Below are 17,112 nucleotides of genomic sequence, written 5' to 3' on the forward strand. Positions count from 1 at the left end.
AAACATATGCTTTTTCGTTTCAACATTTTGTTTAGCTGTCATTATTGGTTCCTCCTCTATTACTAACGCTCTCTTTCTTTCTATCTTCATTGTATGAATAAAGAGCTTTTATCGTATCCATCACCTGCCGTATCTTTTGGCATGTTTTTCTACAACTTTAGCCTGAGTTTTTACTACGACTTCAAAAAATGAATTTTTTTCCTTTTATTATGTTACTTTATTTAAAACGAGCAGTTATACTTTTCATATACACATAGAGAGATACATGGAATTTTCCTTATTTGTTAAGCTGAACAGCACTATACTATGATTAGAAAATTTAATTTCACAAGAAAGATTAGCTGAAATGATTGTCATGATAGAATTGACTACCTTGAAGTAAGAAGGAGGAACCTAGGTATATGAACCCTATTTTTCTAGCCATTATACTGGGAGAAGTCGCTTTTTGGATGTTCTTGGCTTTAGGATTGCTTTGTCGGTATGTATGGAAAAAAGAAAAGCTCTCTCTTGTTTTGTTAGCAGCAACACCGCTTATTGATTTATTTCTGTTAGGAGTTACATTTATCGATTTATCGACCGGAACAAACCCAACCTTTTTTCACGGCTTATCGGCAGCATATATTGCATTTTCCATCGTTTATGGCCACCAAACCATCAAGTGGGCAGACGAATGGGCGAACCATAAATGGAATAACGGTACGCTTCCTGAGAAAATCTGTTTAGTTGGTGAAGCAAAAAAGCAAGAGCAGTGGCGCTCCTTTTATCGTTTTTGTAAGTGCTCTCTTATTATGCTTATATTGATTGGATCTGCTTTTTTTATCGTTCCCTTTCAAGATACGTTTTGGCTCATTTACTGGCTCATAGCCATTATTTCTTCCGTATTTATTTGGTTCATTATGGGTCCACTTCGATTAACGACAAAAAAGCAGGATACTCCTCTTTAACCACAGCTGCTTCTGTTGAAAAGGAAAAAGCAGAAGAAATTGAAGAAGAAATTAAAGAACAAGCAAGCTTTATAGGTGGCGTATCAGAAGAACTCGGTATAACCGCTGATTCTGAAGAAAGTGAAGTGATGCAAATTATGCACGAGATGACTCATCAAAAAGTGCGTGCTCAGGATAAATGGGGGGCGGTTCCTTTAACAAATGAAAATGTCAAAAAAGTGATTGCAATTGTAGAAGCAAGTTCTTTTGAACATAAAACAGACATGCTAACGATCTTAAAACGTTGGGAAAATGATAATTTTTCAACAGTTGCAGAAGACCATAACTTTTTTTGGAGACTTCAAGGTGGAAATGTTGGTCAAGCCTACGGCACACTAACAATTGAAGAAGAACAAAAATTCATTGAGAATAATTTTGCAGAGTAGCGAAAAAGCACGGGACTAGTCCCGTGCTTTTTCGCTTATTTCTCATTCCAAATATCTTTTAATTTCCAGCACGTTGCTTTTTTCAGTAGACTTTTTCCTGAACAACTTGTAAATTCTACACTGCGATACGGTTCTGTTGGATAGATACGACTTGTCATCGTAGCCTCTCCTTCATTAATAAATACTTCAATCGAAGAGCGGTCAACAAAAATACGTAGCTTCAACTGGTCACTAGCTGCTAGTTTGACACGACGAATTCCATCTTTTTTCTTGCCTGATTTAGAGCAATCAAGCCTAAGTTTATTTGTAGATTTGTCATAGGCAAGAACTGTGGCTTCGTTTTCGATGCCTCGAAGTACTAGCTCTACCTTCTCTGCATTCGTCACCTCTAACACAGCTTCAACCTCAAACATTGAACCCTGCACACCCATTTCATAGCTAGAAGTAATCGTTTGATTTTCAATCGCTGACAGCTTCTTTTCTCGAAGCTGTGTCACCTCTGCAACAGGCACCATCTTTATCTTTCCATCAGCTGAAAGCGTAAGTTCTCTAGGTAATGTAAGTGCTCCGCACCAGCCATCTTTCTTTGTAGGCATATCCGATTCCCACATATCCATCCAGCCAATTGCAATCCGACGGTTTTTATCGTCTAAAAATGTTTGAACCGCATAAAAGTCATGACCATAATCTAACTCAATAAATTCTCCATGCCCAAACTTGTTCTTGTCGTACTCATATTCTCCAATCATATAGCCCGTTTGAAACAAGTTTTTAAAGTGATCTCCAGCTTCTTTTATCCCCTGTGGTGACATCAGTAGAACATGTTTACCGTTAAGCTCAAAGAAATCTGGACATTCCCACATATAACCAAGCTGCTCGTTTCCTTCTGCTAGTACGCCAATATACTCCCAGTTTCGAAGGTTTGGAGAGCGATATAAAATAACGCGACCAATGTTGTTTTTTGAATTCCCCACTATCATATACCAATCCCTTCCGCGCTTCCATACTTTTGGGTCACGAAAATGATGAGAGCTATCTGCTGGCGGCTTTTCAATAACCGGATTCTCGACTACCTTTTTGAAATGTACTCCATCTGTACTGACTGCAATATTTTGGTTTTGATAAAACAAGTCTCTTTCTTTGTCGATATAATGATGTCCCGTATAAATTAACGTAAGCTCTCCATCATTATCAACTGCGCTACCAGAAAAGCAGCCATCCTTGTCACAAGCATCTTCTGGAGCAAGTGCAATCGGAAGATGTTCCCAATTAACTAAATCTAAGCTTTTCACATGTCCCCAGTGCATAGGACCCCAATTTTCATCATAAGGATGATGCTGATAAAAAACGTGATACTCTCCTTTAAATTGAACAAGGCCATTTGGATCATTAATCCAATTTGCTGGAGCCATAATGTGATAGCCGAGACGATGACGATTGTTTACCTTTTTCTTTGCTTGTTCCACTGCTTCCGTTGCTTGTTGAATTCCGTTCGTTGTTAACATATTCATTCCCCCCCTACACTATTTTAGGTACATTGTTAGCCTGCTTCAGCACAGGTTGTTTTTTGTGATTTAACAATGTAAAGATTGATAGAATGGTGAAAAATAACACAAAGCCACCCATAATTAAGTACGTAGATCTAAAACCAACTAAATCATATAACATTCCTGCAAGTGGAGACATGATAGAAGCTCCTACCTGTGAGGCAAACTGAAAGCCAACCAAGTAAAGAATAGATGATAAGCGTGTATCGAAGTTGGCCGCTAAATATTTAAAGATAGCAATTAACATGATTGGTAGTTCAAGCGCATGAATGAGTTTCATAGATGAAATCCCAATTGGCCCACCAACCAGGCCAGACCCTATGATGCGAAGTGCCATAAGGAGACCTGCTAGAATTAAACTATTCTTTGCTCCAAGCTTATTAACAATAAAAGGTGCTAGAAACATCATTCCAGCTTCCAAGAAAACTTGAAATGAATTTAAATAACCAAAAACCTGATTTCCCAACTGCTCTGTTGGAAATAATGATGCGTAGTAGATAGGAAATTGCTGGTCATATACGCCGTAAATGCACGTAACGCCAAGTATATAAACCATGAAGAACCAGAAGTCCTTCAATAAAAAGAGATTCCAAACGTCTTTCATTTTAACGGATTCAGCTTTATTCATCTCTGAATCTGTCATTTCAACTTTAACCGATAAAATGATTAAAACCAGAATGATAGCGGATACAGAAGCGACCCAAAAATTAATGTTTGGATTGATATTAAACAGCTGTCCTGCAAAAAACGTCGCTGCCGCCCAGCCTAAAGATCCCCACATTCTCGATTTTCCATATTCGAAGCTATACTTTCTACTCACTTTTTCAATATAAGATTCGATAGCTCCAATCCCTGCTAAGAAGGCAACACCAAGGTATAATCCCCCTACTACGGCTCCAACTATTACATTGGCTTGGAGTAACGGACCATAGACAAATACGTAAAAAGGTCCCACAAACACAAGCAGTGTACTAATAAAAAATAAAATGTTTTTCTTTAAACCAATTTTATCGGAAACATATCCATAAATCGGTTGCATACAAAGAGCAAAGATAGCGTTTACAGAAAAGATAATGCCTGTTTCAGCCCCGTTTAGATTCATCTCTTGTCCAAGCCAAATCGAAAATAATGAGTAGCTCGATGACCACGTAAAAAAGAAAAAGAAAAAATAAGCGCTTAGCTTCCAATACAAACTTTTAGATTTATTCATCCCTCTAACCCCTTTGAAGTGAACTCATTCCCCAATATTTGAAAGCACTTTCAAATATATTCTATGTCAACCGGTTTCATATGTCAACGGGTTGACACAAAAAAAAACACATAGCCCATTTTAGGCTATGTATCGTTACGTTGTGCTTCCTTCCAATAACTGAACGGGAAGCTTGGTTTCTAAAGGCAGTTCACCAAACTTTCCTTCAATAGCTTGCAATAACAGTTCAACAGATTGCTGAGCAATTTGTTCAACCGGCTGCTTGATAGTCGTTAACTCTGGAAGAAGCGTTTGTGTTACTTCAGTTCCGTCATATCCCACTACTTTTAAATCGCTGGGAACATCTCTTCCTCGCCTCTTTGCTTCTCGTAAAACAGAAGCTGCAATGACATCATCACTGGCAAAAATCCCATCTACGTTAACTTGTTCATCAAACAGCTGTTCAATTATTCCCTGTTGACTGCGTCGATCAAACGTCGCGGGAATTTCATAAGTAATTGGTTCTTTTCCACTTTGTCTCATCACGTCTTCATATGCTTTTCGTCTAAACCTCGCTGGCGTTTCTAATTCGGCTGGTCCATTCAAATGAACAATATGATGACACCCTTTTTTCAGCAACAATTCCGTCGCTAGCTTTCCTCCTTCATAATTGTCTGAGCTGACAACGGGTATCGTTTCAGATAAATTTCGGTCAATAGCTACGACAGCGAGATGCTCCTTGTGATAATTAATAATTCCTCGGTTATGGGTTCCAACAATAATTCCGTCCACTTGGTTACGCATTAACATTTCAACGTATTTTTCTTCTTCATCTACTCGGTTTAAACTGTTGCACAACAATACTTTGTACCCTAATTTGGTACAGATATTTTCAATATAAAACGTCAGTTCACCAAAGAATGGATTGGCAACCGTTGGAAAGATTAAACCAATGACGTTTGTGCGCTTATTAAACAAAGAACGTGCTACATCATTCGGGAAATAGTTAATATCTTTCATCGCTTGATGCACGCGTGTTTTTGTTTCTTCACTAATATATCCTCTATTATTTAAAACGCGCGACACCGTCGTTGGTGATACGCCAGCGCGCTTGGCTACATCGCTAATCTTTGGTTTCATTCAGTAATCCCCCTGCTTTATGAAAACGATTCACCTTATTATACCTCGTTTTTCAAATAGAAAAAACAGGTACAGTCCACCTGTACCTGTTGCAGCTCTTATTATAGTGAATGATTATGCGTTGTCATCACTTGCTTTATGACAAACGCAATGAGAAATAAGATAATGCTGCATGCCGCGATGCCAATTGATAACGTCCCAATTGCAATGCCCACCCATGGATCAAAAACAGCTGCTGTAACAAAGCTTGCTACAACTCCTACAATAGCAATGCTAAGACTAATAATCGGAATTACGTATGGTTTATGCTTATTTTTATGAAACGAGTATGTGAATAAAGAAAGCAGTACGACGTATAATAGCCCAATTGTATATCCATTTCCTATATAGCCTACTAACTTGTTCAGCGCGCTATTATTCGTATCTTTAGGAACCGATAACTTTACTTCTTGTATTTCTTTTGTTTTTAGATCAATTGTTTTTAACTTATACTCTTCAGGTTGTGCTGCCCAGGCTGTATCATGTAGAAAAATAACTTTATTTTGCTTATGAAAAAACACAGGAGAATTCACGCTAGATTTTAACGTTGTTAACTGCTCTGTTTTATTTGATTGAATATCAAATAAAAATAGTTCATATTCATATAACGAGCTGTTTTCAGACTCTTTTGAGACTGCTGTATACGCTACTTGATCACCAGATGGTGTAAAAGTTGTTTCATAGATATCTCCTGTTAGTTTATTGTAATTTACACGCTGTTCTTTGTTTGCTTTTAGATTATATGAGTAGAGCTCTTCATGCTCATTAAAAACGGTATAATATACGTCATCATCATCAACAGCTAAATCTCCCATTGAAAAATAGTCTTTCTTTGTTAGTTGCTTGACCTTTCCAGTCTGTACATCTGCAACGTAGAGATTACTTCCACCTTCTGCTGTTCCTTCTAATTTCCCAAGATCTGAAGCAGGCATTCCGATAAAATATATTTGCTGATTATTCTTTGAAAATACAGCATCCGTTACGTGTAGAGAATCATCACTAACCTTTTGAGGTGTTTGCCCATCCGCATTCGTAACATTAAGAACGTTTTGCTCGTTAGCATCCGCTTTCTTTGCTAAAAATAAAAACTTTTTGCCGTCATTTGAATAGCGCGGTGTATGACTGCGAGTTTCACTCGACGTTGTAAGCTGCTGGACATCCTTTCCACTTATACTCGAACTGTAAATCTGTTCATTTCCATTTGTATAATATGAAAATAACAAACGATCGTCATTTGGGGAAATTGAAATTTCACTCCCTAAGCCTGTAAAAAAACGATACGGATCGTTACTTTGAGTATATGATAAATAAATGCTGCTAATTAATAATGCAAAAACAACAACCTTAGCGCCCCATAAAAATCCTTTTTTCAACACTATCCTTCCTTTCCTTATCCATTATTTACATATTAACCCATTTAACTTTAGAATTCTAGAAAATTATTACATTATCACCTAGTTTAACTCTCTGTATTTCCGTAGAGGCAAATTTTATTATTAACATTAAGAGATGTTAATACCACAAGCCATATAAGTTTTGTATAATAAAGCTTAAAAGAAAATGTATGCTTGAAAACTGAATAGTCTTCAAACAAGATAAGGGGAAAGATAAAGAATGGCCATTTTATTGGTAGACGATAATTCCGTCAATTTATTTGTAATTGATAAAATTTTAAAAGGTGCTGGTTATACTGATACCGTATCACTAACATCGGCACAAGAGCTTTTCACCTATCTAAGAGTAGATGATCCTCATGCAAAAACACCGCCTGTTGATTTAATTCTATTAGATATTATGATGCCTGAAATTGATGGTATTGAAGCGTGTCGCCGTATTCAAACCGTCGAGCGTTTGAGAAACATCCCTATTATTTTTGTCACCGCTCTTGAGGACTCTTCAAAGCTTGTTGAAGCACTCGACGCTGGAGGAAGTGACTATATTACAAAGCCCATTAACAAAGTAGAGCTGCTGGCACGCATACGCGTTGCGCTTCGACTAAAATCAGAGCTCGACTGGCATGCTGAGCATGAAAAGAAAATTCAAACAGAACTTGATTTAGCTACAAACGTTCAGCGAAATCTTCTTAGCCAATTGTTAAAAGAAGATGATATTAAAATGGACGTATCCTATTTACCATCTTTTAAGCTCGCTGGAGATATGTATTATTGCCATAAAATTGATAAACACCGATACGGAATTATTTTATTTGATATGATGGGGCACGGAATTTCGGCTTCTCTTGTCTGTATGTTTATCTCATCTGTCCTTAGAGAAGCTATTAAGCTTCTTGTTGATCCTGAGCTTGTGATTAAAGAGTTAAATCGCTACATGACCTTGCTACATACGGAAAAAGATCATATTCCTTATTATTTTACCGGTATCTATGTTGTGATTGATACAAAAAAGAAAACGATCGAATACGTAAATGCTGGGCATCCCCCTGGCTTTATGTTGATTGATGGCAAGGAAGTCTTACCGTTGGAGCGAGGAAGCTGTGCAGTTGGTTTTTTTGATGACATTAACGTCAACAAGTTTACAGTGTCTTTTGAAGAAGATGTTCAACTTCTATTATTTACAGATGGTGCACTAGAAGCGATGGGACCTTCGGAAGTCGAGGCAACTGAACAACTGAAATTAATTACTTCTCAAAAATGGGAGGATACATCAATTATCATGGATCAAATCCTCCCTCCCGAACAGCGTGAAAACCAGCCAGATGACATGTGTTTACTGCTTGTTCAAGCTAAATCTATTTAAAAAGGTCGAGAGCATGCGCTCTCGACCTTTCTTCATGTAGTTATTTTTCGATAAATTCGCTCATTTCCCACAAACTCTTCGTAGAATTCAGAGCCAGCTGAAAAACGCAGCGTTTCTTTATCTCCAAGTCCTAAAAATCCACCTTCACATAAGCTTTCTGAAAACAGCCCATATACTTGCTCTTGAAGCTCATTTGTAAAGTAAATGAGCACGTTACGACAAATAATAACGTGAAACTCATTAAATGAGTGATCTGTTACTAAGTTATGCTGTGCAAAAATGATATTTTTTAATAAGCTTCGATGGAAATAAGCATATAGATGATCGGTTTGATAATACTGTGAAAAGGCTTCTGTTCCACCTGCTTGCATATAGTTTTTTGTATAATCTTTCATTTTCCGAAGTGAAAACGTTCCTTGTCTTGCCTTTTGAAGCACGTCTTCGTTCATATCTGTTGCATATATAACTGCTCTATCTAATAATCCCTCTTCTTGTAACAGGATAGCCATTGAAAATACTTCCTCACCTGTTGCACAGCCAGCATGCCAAATTCGAATTTCTTTATGCTGTCTTAGTAAAGGTATTACCTGCATACGAAACGCTTTAAAAAACGTTGGGTTTCGGAACATCTCTGTTACATTAATTGATAGATCGTTTAAAATTTGCTCTAGAAACTCCTCGTCATGCACAACTTTTTCAATTACTCTTGAAATCGTTGGAATGCCATCGATGTTCATTCGGTTTTGAATTCGCCGGTATACAGAGGACTGAGCATACTTTCTAAAATCAAATCCAGATAGTCGATAAATCGCTTCTAATAGCAGCTTCAGCTCTAGATTTGATTTATAAGATGCTTCGTTTACTTCTAGTTGATTTGTATCCATACGTAACATCCTTTTTCATTACTTAACTCAGCTTGCCAACCACACGCGCATCACGGAAAATAACTGACTTAAATCTAACGGCTTGCTAATATAGTCAGACGCTCCTGCTTCTAAGCATTTTTCACGATCATTTTTCATCGCTTTTGCGGTTAATGCAATAATTGGTAAATCAGTTAATTCCAACTCTCGACGAATCTTTTGCATTGTTTCATATCCGTCCATATACGGCATCATAATATCCATTAAAATTAAGTCAATATGATGCTCTTTTGACTCTACAATCTCTAAACACTCAAGGCCATTTTGAGCCGTGATGATGTCCATTCCCTGCTTTTTCAACGCTGTTTGTAAAGCAAAAATATTACGTTGGTCATCATCAACAATTAATACTTTCTTTCCTTGGAATACATTTGAGTCATTTATAGTTGAAGTATCTTCTTCTTGATTGTCAATTTTGCTTTCTACCTGTGTTTCAGCGACTTCCACTTCATTAAAAGTCACCGCCACTTGGTTGTACGCTTCTTCTAGCTGAGTATAATCCACAGCCCCATTAATTAAGCTTGGTAAATAAAGCGTAAACGAACTTCCTTTACTTACTTCACTATGAAGTGTAATAAAACCACCTAAAAGCTTTGCAAATTCGCTACAAATGGACAGCCCTAAACCTGTACCACCGTACTTCCGAACCGTGGCACCATCTGCTTGTTGGAAAGCTTCAAAAATCAGTTCATGCTTTTCTTTAGGAATACCAATTCCACAGTATCCCTTACTTCAAACTCGAGCCAGCAGTTCGACTCCACTAATTCTTTTAGTGGGTGAGAGATGCTTTCACTTGCTCGTCGAATGAAAATAGATACTTCTCCTTGATGAGTAAATTTAAAAGCATTGGATAGCAAATTCTTCAAAATTTGTTGAACACGCTTTTCATCCGTTATAAACAGATTCGGTACATCATCCTCTTTGTATACATGAAAAGCTACATTTTTCTTTTCAGATACATGAGCAAACTGACGCTCTAGCTGTTGTGGAAGCTCGCTCATGTTAACTTCACTTAGAAGCAGCTCTAGCTTTCCTGCTTCTACTTTTGATAAATCTAAAATATCATTAATTAACCCTAATAAATCACTGCCTGAAGAGTGGATAATGCGTGCATACTCTTCTTCTTCATCTGTAAGCCTATTATCTCCATTTTCCGAAAGCATCTCTGATAGGATTAATATACTGTTAAGCGGCGTACGAAGCTCATGAGACATATTTGCTAAAAATTCAGACTTGTACTGTGAGTTCAATTCAAGCTGATTTGCTTTTTCTTCTAGCTCTTTTTTTGCAACCAGAAGCTCTTCGGACTGATGTTCTGCATCTCGCGTGCGCTCCTCTAACTGTTCATTGATGGTTTGAAGCTCTTCGGACTGTGCTTGAAGCTCTTCAGTCATTGCTTGAGATTCCGAAAGTAATCGAGCAATTTCCATTCGTCTCGTAACGCTATTTATCGTCAGCCCAAACGTCTCAATCACCTGATTCATAAGCTCTTTTTCAAGCGCAGTAAAGTCTTCTAAGCTTGCTAATTCAATAACCGCGATAACTTCACCTTCAAATAAAACAGGAGCAATAAGCACACTTTTAGGTACGGTTGCACCTAAGCCTGAGCCAATCAATTGATACCCTTGAGGTAAATCTGTTAAGCATAACTGTTTCTTCTCTAATGCACATTGTCCAATAAGCCCTTGTCCCATTTTAAATGATTCTCTTCCTACGTCTTCAAACCGATCAGCAACACTTGCTTCTTTTACAAACTCAATCTCATCATGCTCATCATTTCGAATATAAAATGCACCGTATGAAGCACCTGTTATTTTAGAAACCGTTAGTAGAAATTGCTCAGCTAATGTTCGAATAGACGTAATGCCTTGATACATAGTCACGATTTCTGCCAGGTTGGTTTGAAGCCAATTTCGGTCTTCTACACTATCTAGTAGCTCGTTAGTTGCATCACCTAGCTCTTTGATTTCGTCGTTTGTTTTAACTCTAATTCGCGTATTTAACTGATTTTTTGATGTAGCAATCTGTTTGATTGTATTTGTAACTTCTTTCATTGTATTAACAATTGATCTTGATAAAAAAACGCCAATTACAGTTGAAAATAAGGCGACAAATACGAGAAGACCATACATGCCTAAGGTAATATTTTTATTTTGGCTATCTAATTCCACCGCTCGTTGTTCGGTCATTGCTTTTTCCGTTTCACGAAACGAATTAAATTGATTGCGCATGTCATCCATGTAGCGGCGACCAGAATCTACTTTAAAAAACGATTCTAGCTCTTCTTTGTTACCTTCTTGCTTCCATTTAATTGTTGGTTCTCCAGCGCTTTCAACCCAACTCTCAATGATTGACTTTATTTCCTTTAGCTTCTCTTGTTGAGAATTATCATCTAATAATCGATATAACTTATTATAATCGTCTCTCCATTGAGATTGTCCTTGTTCATAAGGTGCTAAATAACTTGAATCCCCTGTGAGTACATACCCGCGTTGACCCGTTTCCATGTTCAACAAACTATTTTCAATTCGACCTGTTAACTCATGAATTTGGATATCGTGATCAATAATAAAATTTCGCTCTTGTTGTAACGACTTAATTTGGTTATTTAAAAGAATAATAGCTATAAATAAGCTACAAACAATAAAGAAATAGCCGCCTAAAATCTTTGTTCGTATCCCCATTTTCCATTTCGTTTTCATATATGTTCCTGCCTTTACTTATTCATCTTACAGTGTATCTATTATACACTGAAAAAGATTTTTCCTATACTGTTTTTTAATTTAAAGAACACGGGTTAGCATTCGGGCTAAAAAGTACCTATGAAACACATAAATCTACTTGTTTCATTTCCATTAATAGCTTATTCTAGATTGGATAAGAAAAAAGAAAGGAGGATCTAGATGCTAGATTCAACAATTCATCCTCTATCATTTGATGCTCAACATAAAGTAGTGCAAACCAACACCTCTTACTACCATACAAAATGGAGCTCGGTCACAGACCCTGCCAAAAATAACAGTTGGAACTGGATGGCCTTTTTATTTTTTCCATTCTGGCTTGCCTACCGCAAGTTATATAAAATCTTTTTAATTATTGCGCTGATTGATATCCCACTGCTCGTTGCAACATATATCATTGATATCCCATTTCTCGTTGAATTACTTTTTTATTTGGTGATTGCCATAGTAATAGGAATAAATGCTAATCGTTGGTATTATAAACATGCTTTTAAACTAGTACAGTCCGCTATGGATCTCCCAGAAGAAAAGCAAATTCTTTATTTAAAAGATAAAGGTGGCACACACATGGGTAGTTTAATTGGATTAAACGCACTCGTTATTGCTTTTAGTATTGGTGCTGATTACGGATTATCTTATTTACCGACTAAAACAAATGCTAAAGACATTATGAAGTACAGCGATGAAGGAATAACGCTAGAAGCATTTACGGATAATCCAACGTGGACGTATATCAAAAAAGAAGATAATCATCATATTATTCAGTTTAAAGGCTATGACTATGCTGAAAAAGAACATGTACGCATCCTATTCTATACATATATTCATAAGCAAGTATACGAGTGGCATGAAGTCTACATAAATGGCAAGAAGCTAAGTGATGAAGAAGCTGAGGAATATGAATATTGGATTGAAGATAATACGTGGTATTAAAAAAAGAAGGTGCACGCTACCTTCTTTTTTTATGAATTAGTTTACTAATCACTATTTCTTTTGGTTCAAGCGATAATGTTCTATTATTACTTTTCCTTCTTTTACAGAAATACCTTCTTTCTCTAAAAATGTCGCTTGAGTCCAAGCAGCTTCTTCACTTTTAATTACAATCTCACCTTTTGCATTTACAACACGATGCCACGGTAATTTATGCTTTTGACTCATAGAGTGTAGAATGCGAGCTACTTGTCTCGCTGCCTGTGGGTTTCCTGCTTCCTTTGCAATTTGTCCATATGTCATAATGTACCCACTAGGGATTCTTTGAATAATTTGAATAACCCGCTCCGTAAATTCCTTCAAGGACTTTCACTCTCCTTTTAAACCGACTTGTCTTTTTAGTATATGTACAAGCTTCTCGTTCGGTTCATGGACTCATAAAAAAAAGAGTTTGGGACATAACAAAATGATTGCTTCTAAGAGACGAACAATAGCTGTTCCAATCTTTTTGGTTTGTCTGAACACGTTCGTTCCATTGCGCTACGGCCACTCGCTTTCCGCGGGGAGGAACCTGAGCTCCCTCTCTTTCCCGCAGGAGTCGAGTGTCCTACGCTCCATTCCACCCTGTTTCCAACATTGTTTTCACAATCAACCAAAAAACCTGAACGATTAAAAGTGAGAAACTCTCAATCGTTCAGGTTTATCATTGGCTGAATTACTTATGTCCCAGCCTCTTTTTCTTTCTTAATCGTGGAAGTTCGTACCGTCCGTTACTGCTTTCACAACGCCAACGCGTACAACGAAATCACCGAAGTGTTCACCATCATGACGCTCTTTTGCATAGCGGCTAATTAGCACGCGTAGCTCGCTTAAGATTTCGCTTTCACTGATGTTCTCACGATACATTTTACTTAAACGACTGCCGTCAAAAGCAGCCCCTAAGTACATATTATATTTTCCTGGCGCTTTACCGATAAAGGCAATTTCACCAAGTGCAGGTCTAGCGCATCCATTTGGACAGCCTGTCATACGAATCGTAATTTCCTGATTACGAAGACCGTTTTCATCTAAAATTTCATCGATTTGTTCAATAAGCGTCGGCAAGTAGCGCTCTGCTTCTGCCATCGCTAATCCACAGGTAGGTAACGATACACAAGCAAGTGAACTGCGACGAAGCGCGGAATAATGCTTGCCGTCTGTCAATCCATATTGTTCAATTAATTCACTAATTTGCTTTTTCTTTTGGCTTGATACATTAGCAATAACTAAATTTTGATTGGCTGTTAAGCGGAAGTCTCCAGTATGCACTTTCGCAATTTCACGCAATCCAGTCATTAACGGATAGCCATCGTAATCCGTTACGCGACCACCTTGAACAAATAGTGTAAAATGCCATTTTCCTCTGACACCTTTTTCCCAGCCATAGCGATCGCCGTTATGTTCAAAGTGAAATTCTTTCGCTTCTTCAAGTTTCCACCCTAGGCGATTTTCTAATTCTTTAACGACAGTATCTAACCCTAAGCGATCAACCGTATACTTAAAGCGCGCGTATTTACGCACAGAGCGGTTACCGTAGTCACGCTGAATTGTAATAATTTTTTCAGCCACTTCAAGTATTCGGTCTGGTGTACAGAAACCAATCACTTTTGCTAGTTGCGGGTACGTTTGCTTATCCCCGTGCGTCATCCCCATACCGCCGCCGATTGCAACGTTAAAACCAACTAGCTTACCTTCTTCAACAATTGCAATAAAACCTAGGTCTTGAGAGTATACGTCAACATCATTTGATGGCGGCACCGCAATTCCAATTTTGAATTTACGAGGTAGGTATAACGGGCCGTACATTGGCTCAGTTTCTTCATCCACTTCAGGCGTTGAAGCAACTTTTTCTTCATCTAACCAAAGCTCATGATATGCTCGCGTACGTGGTAATAGATAATCACTGAGTTGCTTTGACCATTCAAATACTTCTTCATGAATGTCAGATTGATACGGATTTGGATTACACATCACGTTACGATTTACGTCACCACATGCTGCAATTGTATCAAGCATTGATGCATGGATATCTTGAATTGTTTGCTTCATGTTCCACTTTAAAATACCATGCATTTGAAATGCTTGGCGTGTTGTTAACTTAAGCGTGCCGTTTCCGTATTTCTGAGCTAAATCATCCATAACAAGCCATTGTTCAGGCGTTGAAACTCCACCTGGTGTACGAACGCGAAGCATGAACTGATAAGCTGGCTCTAGCTTTTGCTTCTGACGCTCGTTACGAAGATCACGGTCATCTTGCAAATAGCTGCCATGAAATTTCATTAAACGATTATCGTCATCCGAAATTCCTGAGCTAATCGGTTCAAGCATCGATTCCTTTAATGTACCGCGCAGGTAATTACTGTCTTTTTTTATACGCTCAACGTCACTTGGAGGACCTTCGGGCGCTTTTAAAATTTTGTTAACCATGTTGAAACTCTCCTTTCAATCCTCAATATACGTCGCGCTGATAACGCTTTTGCTGCTGCATATCAGCTAAGTATTGCTCTGCTTGTTCACGGCTTACATTGCCTTCTTGTTCAATAATATCAATTAGCGTATTGTGCACATCATGTGCCATATGCTTTTCGTCTCCACAAATATAAACAACCGCACCTTCTTCTAACCACTCAAAAAGCTCTTTACTATGCTCTTTCATACGATGCTGAACATATACCTTTTCAGCTGTATCACGTGAAAATGCAACATCCATCTTGGTAAGTACACCGTCCTTTAACCACTGTTGCCATTCCGTTTGGTATAGGAAGTCTGTTACAAAGTGCTGATCGCCAAAGAACATCCATGACTTACCTTCCGCACCAACCTCTTCACGCTCTTGCATAAACGAACGAAACGGTGCAACTCCCGTTCCTGGCCCCACCATAATAATTGGCGTTTCAGGATTGCTTGGAAGCTTAAAGTTTTGATTATGTTGAATATAAACAGGTAAAGTATCACCTGGCTGTAAGCGTTCTGCGCATAAAATAGAACATACGCCTTTACGCTCTCTTCCGTGTGAATCATAGCGCACTGCTCCAATTGTTAAATGCACTTCATCAGGATTAGCTTCTAAACTACTTGCAATTGAATATAAACGTGCTGGTAGCTTGCGCAATAAGGCAACAAAATCTCCAACTGAAACTCCAAGCGGACCAAAGTCTTTAATAAGGTCTAAAAGATCACGCCCATAGACATACTCTTTTACTTTTGCGCTATCGCTGATAAGAGCATGCAGTTCTTCATTTCCTGTAAGCTTTGCCACTTGTTCAAGAAGCGGTTTTGTTAATGTAGTAATTTCAAAGTTTGAAATGAGCGCTTCACGTAGAGAACGCACATCGCCTTGTTTGTTCACCTTCACTACTTCATCTGGGTTGAAACCTAGCTCCGAAATTAATGAATCAACAAGCTCAGGATCATTCTCTGGATAAACGCCCAAGCTGTCTCCAGGTTCAAACGTTAATCCAGAACCTTCTAAAGATAGCTCTAAGTGACGCGTTTCTTTATTTGATCCGCGACCGTTTAAGTTTAAATTTTCTAGTACTTCTGCTTTAAATGGATTCGTTCTAGAGTAAGTTGATGGCTGAGCTGATGCGTCTTCCACTGCTACAGCCGCCTCCATTTGAGCGCCGCTACCTTCACTTAAACCATTCAAAACACCTTCTGTCCACTCTGCTGCTAGTTCTTCAAAATCTAAATCGCAGTCAACTCGTGGATATAAGCGCGTACCGCCTAGCTCTTCTAAGCGTTGGTCAAACTCTTTTCCTGTTTGACAGAAAAACTCATAAGAACTGTCTCCAAGAGAAAGAACTGAAAAGCGTAAATTTTCAAGCTTTGGAGCGCGTTTTCCGTGTAAAAACTCATGGAATGAGAGCGCGTTATCAGGTGGCTCCCCCTCTCCGTGTGTGCTTACGACAATGAGTAAATTCTCAAGTTTTTTAAGGGTATTGGGTTTAAATTCACTCATAGATGCGACTTTAACATTAAAGCCTTTTGCTTCTAATGTTTTACCCGTTTGACCTGCCAAGTTTTGAGCATTTCCTGTTTGAGATCCATAAAGGATTGTTACGTCTTTAGACACAGGCTGAGCAACTGATACGCTCTGCACCGATTCAGCAACAGGTGCTGATACTGCTGCTGGTGCTGAACCGCTCGCAGCCAAGTATCCCCCTAGCCAAATTTTTTGGGATTCTGTTAGCGTTGGTAGTAGCTTATTTAATAATTCTACCTGCTCTTGATTAAAAGGACTGTTTGTGACCTGAAGTTGCAAAAATATCCACCTCACAAAGGAATATAAAGCTTAGTATGTATACAAATTATACAAAATGATTTCATTATTCTGACGAATATTTCTCTAAAAATCTCTTAATCTCTACTATTCCTATTTTTTTAATTGATTTTACACTAAAATTCAAAATTAGTAAAATACAGATAATTTATTAGT

At 38.0% G+C, this 17,112-nt stretch carries 13 protein-coding genes and 1 pseudogene; 4 read left to right on the plus strand and 10 right to left on the minus strand.

Annotation, left to right across the window (positions count from 1 at the left end):
• Positions 1 to 401 precede the first annotated feature (401 nt).
• Both AC1UFB_RS12850 and AC1UFB_RS12855 read left to right on the plus strand, forming a co-directional pair.
• Positions 402 to 944, plus strand: a complete 543-nt coding sequence (locus tag AC1UFB_RS12850) for a hypothetical protein (RefSeq protein WP_100347128.1) — start codon at positions 402 to 404, stop codon at positions 942 to 944.
• The gene (locus AC1UFB_RS12855) at positions 887 to 1,369 is read left to right on the plus strand and encodes a DUF6241 domain-containing protein (protein ID WP_100347127.1); all 483 of its coding nucleotides are present in this window, start codon (positions 887 to 889) and stop codon (positions 1,367 to 1,369) included. The genes AC1UFB_RS12850 and AC1UFB_RS12855 overlap by 58 nt, the downstream gene beginning before the upstream one ends.
• A gap of 35 nt (positions 1,370 to 1,404) precedes the next feature.
• On the opposite strand, the gene AC1UFB_RS12860 is transcribed toward AC1UFB_RS12855, so the two are convergent.
• The 4 genes from AC1UFB_RS12860 to AC1UFB_RS12875 all read right to left on the minus strand — a co-directional run bounded on the left by AC1UFB_RS12860 (position 1,405) and on the right by AC1UFB_RS12875 (position 6,657).
• The gene (locus tag AC1UFB_RS12860; RefSeq protein WP_061785547.1) at positions 1,405 to 2,874 is read right to left on the minus strand and encodes a glycoside hydrolase family 32 protein; all 1,470 of its coding nucleotides are present in this window, start codon (positions 2,872 to 2,874) and stop codon (positions 1,405 to 1,407) included.
• Positions 2,875 to 2,887: 13 nt separating this feature from the next.
• Positions 2,888 to 4,126 (minus strand): MFS transporter, encoded by a 1,239-nt coding sequence (locus tag AC1UFB_RS12865; protein ID WP_206782563.1) that lies wholly within the window; start codon positions 4,124 to 4,126, stop codon positions 2,888 to 2,890.
• A gap of 135 nt (positions 4,127 to 4,261) precedes the next feature.
• The gene (locus AC1UFB_RS12870) at positions 4,262 to 5,245 is read right to left on the minus strand and encodes a LacI family DNA-binding transcriptional regulator (RefSeq protein ID WP_025910935.1); all 984 of its coding nucleotides are present in this window, start codon (positions 5,243 to 5,245) and stop codon (positions 4,262 to 4,264) included.
• Positions 5,246 to 5,346: 101 nt separating this feature from the next.
• A complete protein-coding gene (locus AC1UFB_RS12875) occupies positions 5,347 to 6,657 on the minus strand; it encodes a hypothetical protein (protein ID WP_482589377.1) in 1,311 nt (436 codons plus the stop codon).
• Between the two features lie 241 nt (positions 6,658 to 6,898).
• On the opposite strand from AC1UFB_RS12875, the gene AC1UFB_RS12880 reads away from it, so the two are divergent.
• Positions 6,899 to 8,041: a SpoIIE family protein phosphatase gene (locus AC1UFB_RS12880; protein WP_062686974.1), complete on the plus strand. Its 1,143-nt coding sequence runs from the start codon at positions 6,899 to 6,901 to the stop codon at positions 8,039 to 8,041.
• A gap of 32 nt (positions 8,042 to 8,073) precedes the next feature.
• On the opposite strand, the gene AC1UFB_RS12885 is transcribed toward AC1UFB_RS12880, so the two are convergent.
• Positions 8,074 to 8,925, minus strand: coding sequence for a CheR family methyltransferase (locus AC1UFB_RS12885; protein WP_025910927.1), 852 nt, complete (start codon positions 8,923 to 8,925; stop codon positions 8,074 to 8,076).
• A gap of 27 nt (positions 8,926 to 8,952) precedes the next feature.
• Positions 8,953 to 11,666: pseudogene (locus tag AC1UFB_RS12890) on the minus strand (CHASE3 domain-containing protein).
• Positions 11,667 to 11,867: 201 nt separating this feature from the next.
• Here AC1UFB_RS12890 and AC1UFB_RS12895 point away from each other — a divergent pair.
• On the plus strand, positions 11,868 to 12,638 hold the full coding sequence (locus AC1UFB_RS12895) for a DUF2628 domain-containing protein (RefSeq protein WP_100347123.1): 771 nt from the start codon (positions 11,868 to 11,870) through the stop codon (positions 12,636 to 12,638).
• Between the two features lie 51 nt (positions 12,639 to 12,689).
• On the opposite strand, the gene AC1UFB_RS12900 is transcribed toward AC1UFB_RS12895, so the two are convergent.
• The 4 genes from AC1UFB_RS12900 to AC1UFB_RS12915 all read right to left on the minus strand — a co-directional run bounded on the left by AC1UFB_RS12900 (position 12,690) and on the right by AC1UFB_RS12915 (position 16,938).
• Positions 12,690 to 12,998 carry an MGMT family protein gene (locus AC1UFB_RS12900; RefSeq protein ID WP_025910921.1) on the minus strand — a complete coding sequence of 103 codons (309 nt, stop codon included), beginning with the start codon at positions 12,996 to 12,998 and terminating at the stop codon, positions 12,690 to 12,692.
• Between the two features lie 113 nt (positions 12,999 to 13,111).
• Entirely contained in the window at positions 13,112 to 13,258 is a 147-nt protein-coding gene (locus AC1UFB_RS12905) for a hypothetical protein (RefSeq protein WP_482589378.1), read from the minus strand.
• Between the two features lie 121 nt (positions 13,259 to 13,379).
• The gene (gene cysI / locus AC1UFB_RS12910) at positions 13,380 to 15,101 is read right to left on the minus strand and encodes an assimilatory sulfite reductase (NADPH) hemoprotein subunit (RefSeq protein ID WP_076512474.1); all 1,722 of its coding nucleotides are present in this window, start codon (positions 15,099 to 15,101) and stop codon (positions 13,380 to 13,382) included.
• Between the two features lie 22 nt (positions 15,102 to 15,123).
• Positions 15,124 to 16,938 (minus strand): assimilatory sulfite reductase (NADPH) flavoprotein subunit, encoded by a 1,815-nt coding sequence (locus AC1UFB_RS12915; protein ID WP_025910918.1) that lies wholly within the window; start codon positions 16,936 to 16,938, stop codon positions 15,124 to 15,126.
• Positions 16,939 to 17,112 lie beyond the last annotated feature (174 nt).

This window comes from Priestia sp. KCTC 13724 (genome assembly GCF_056820425.1).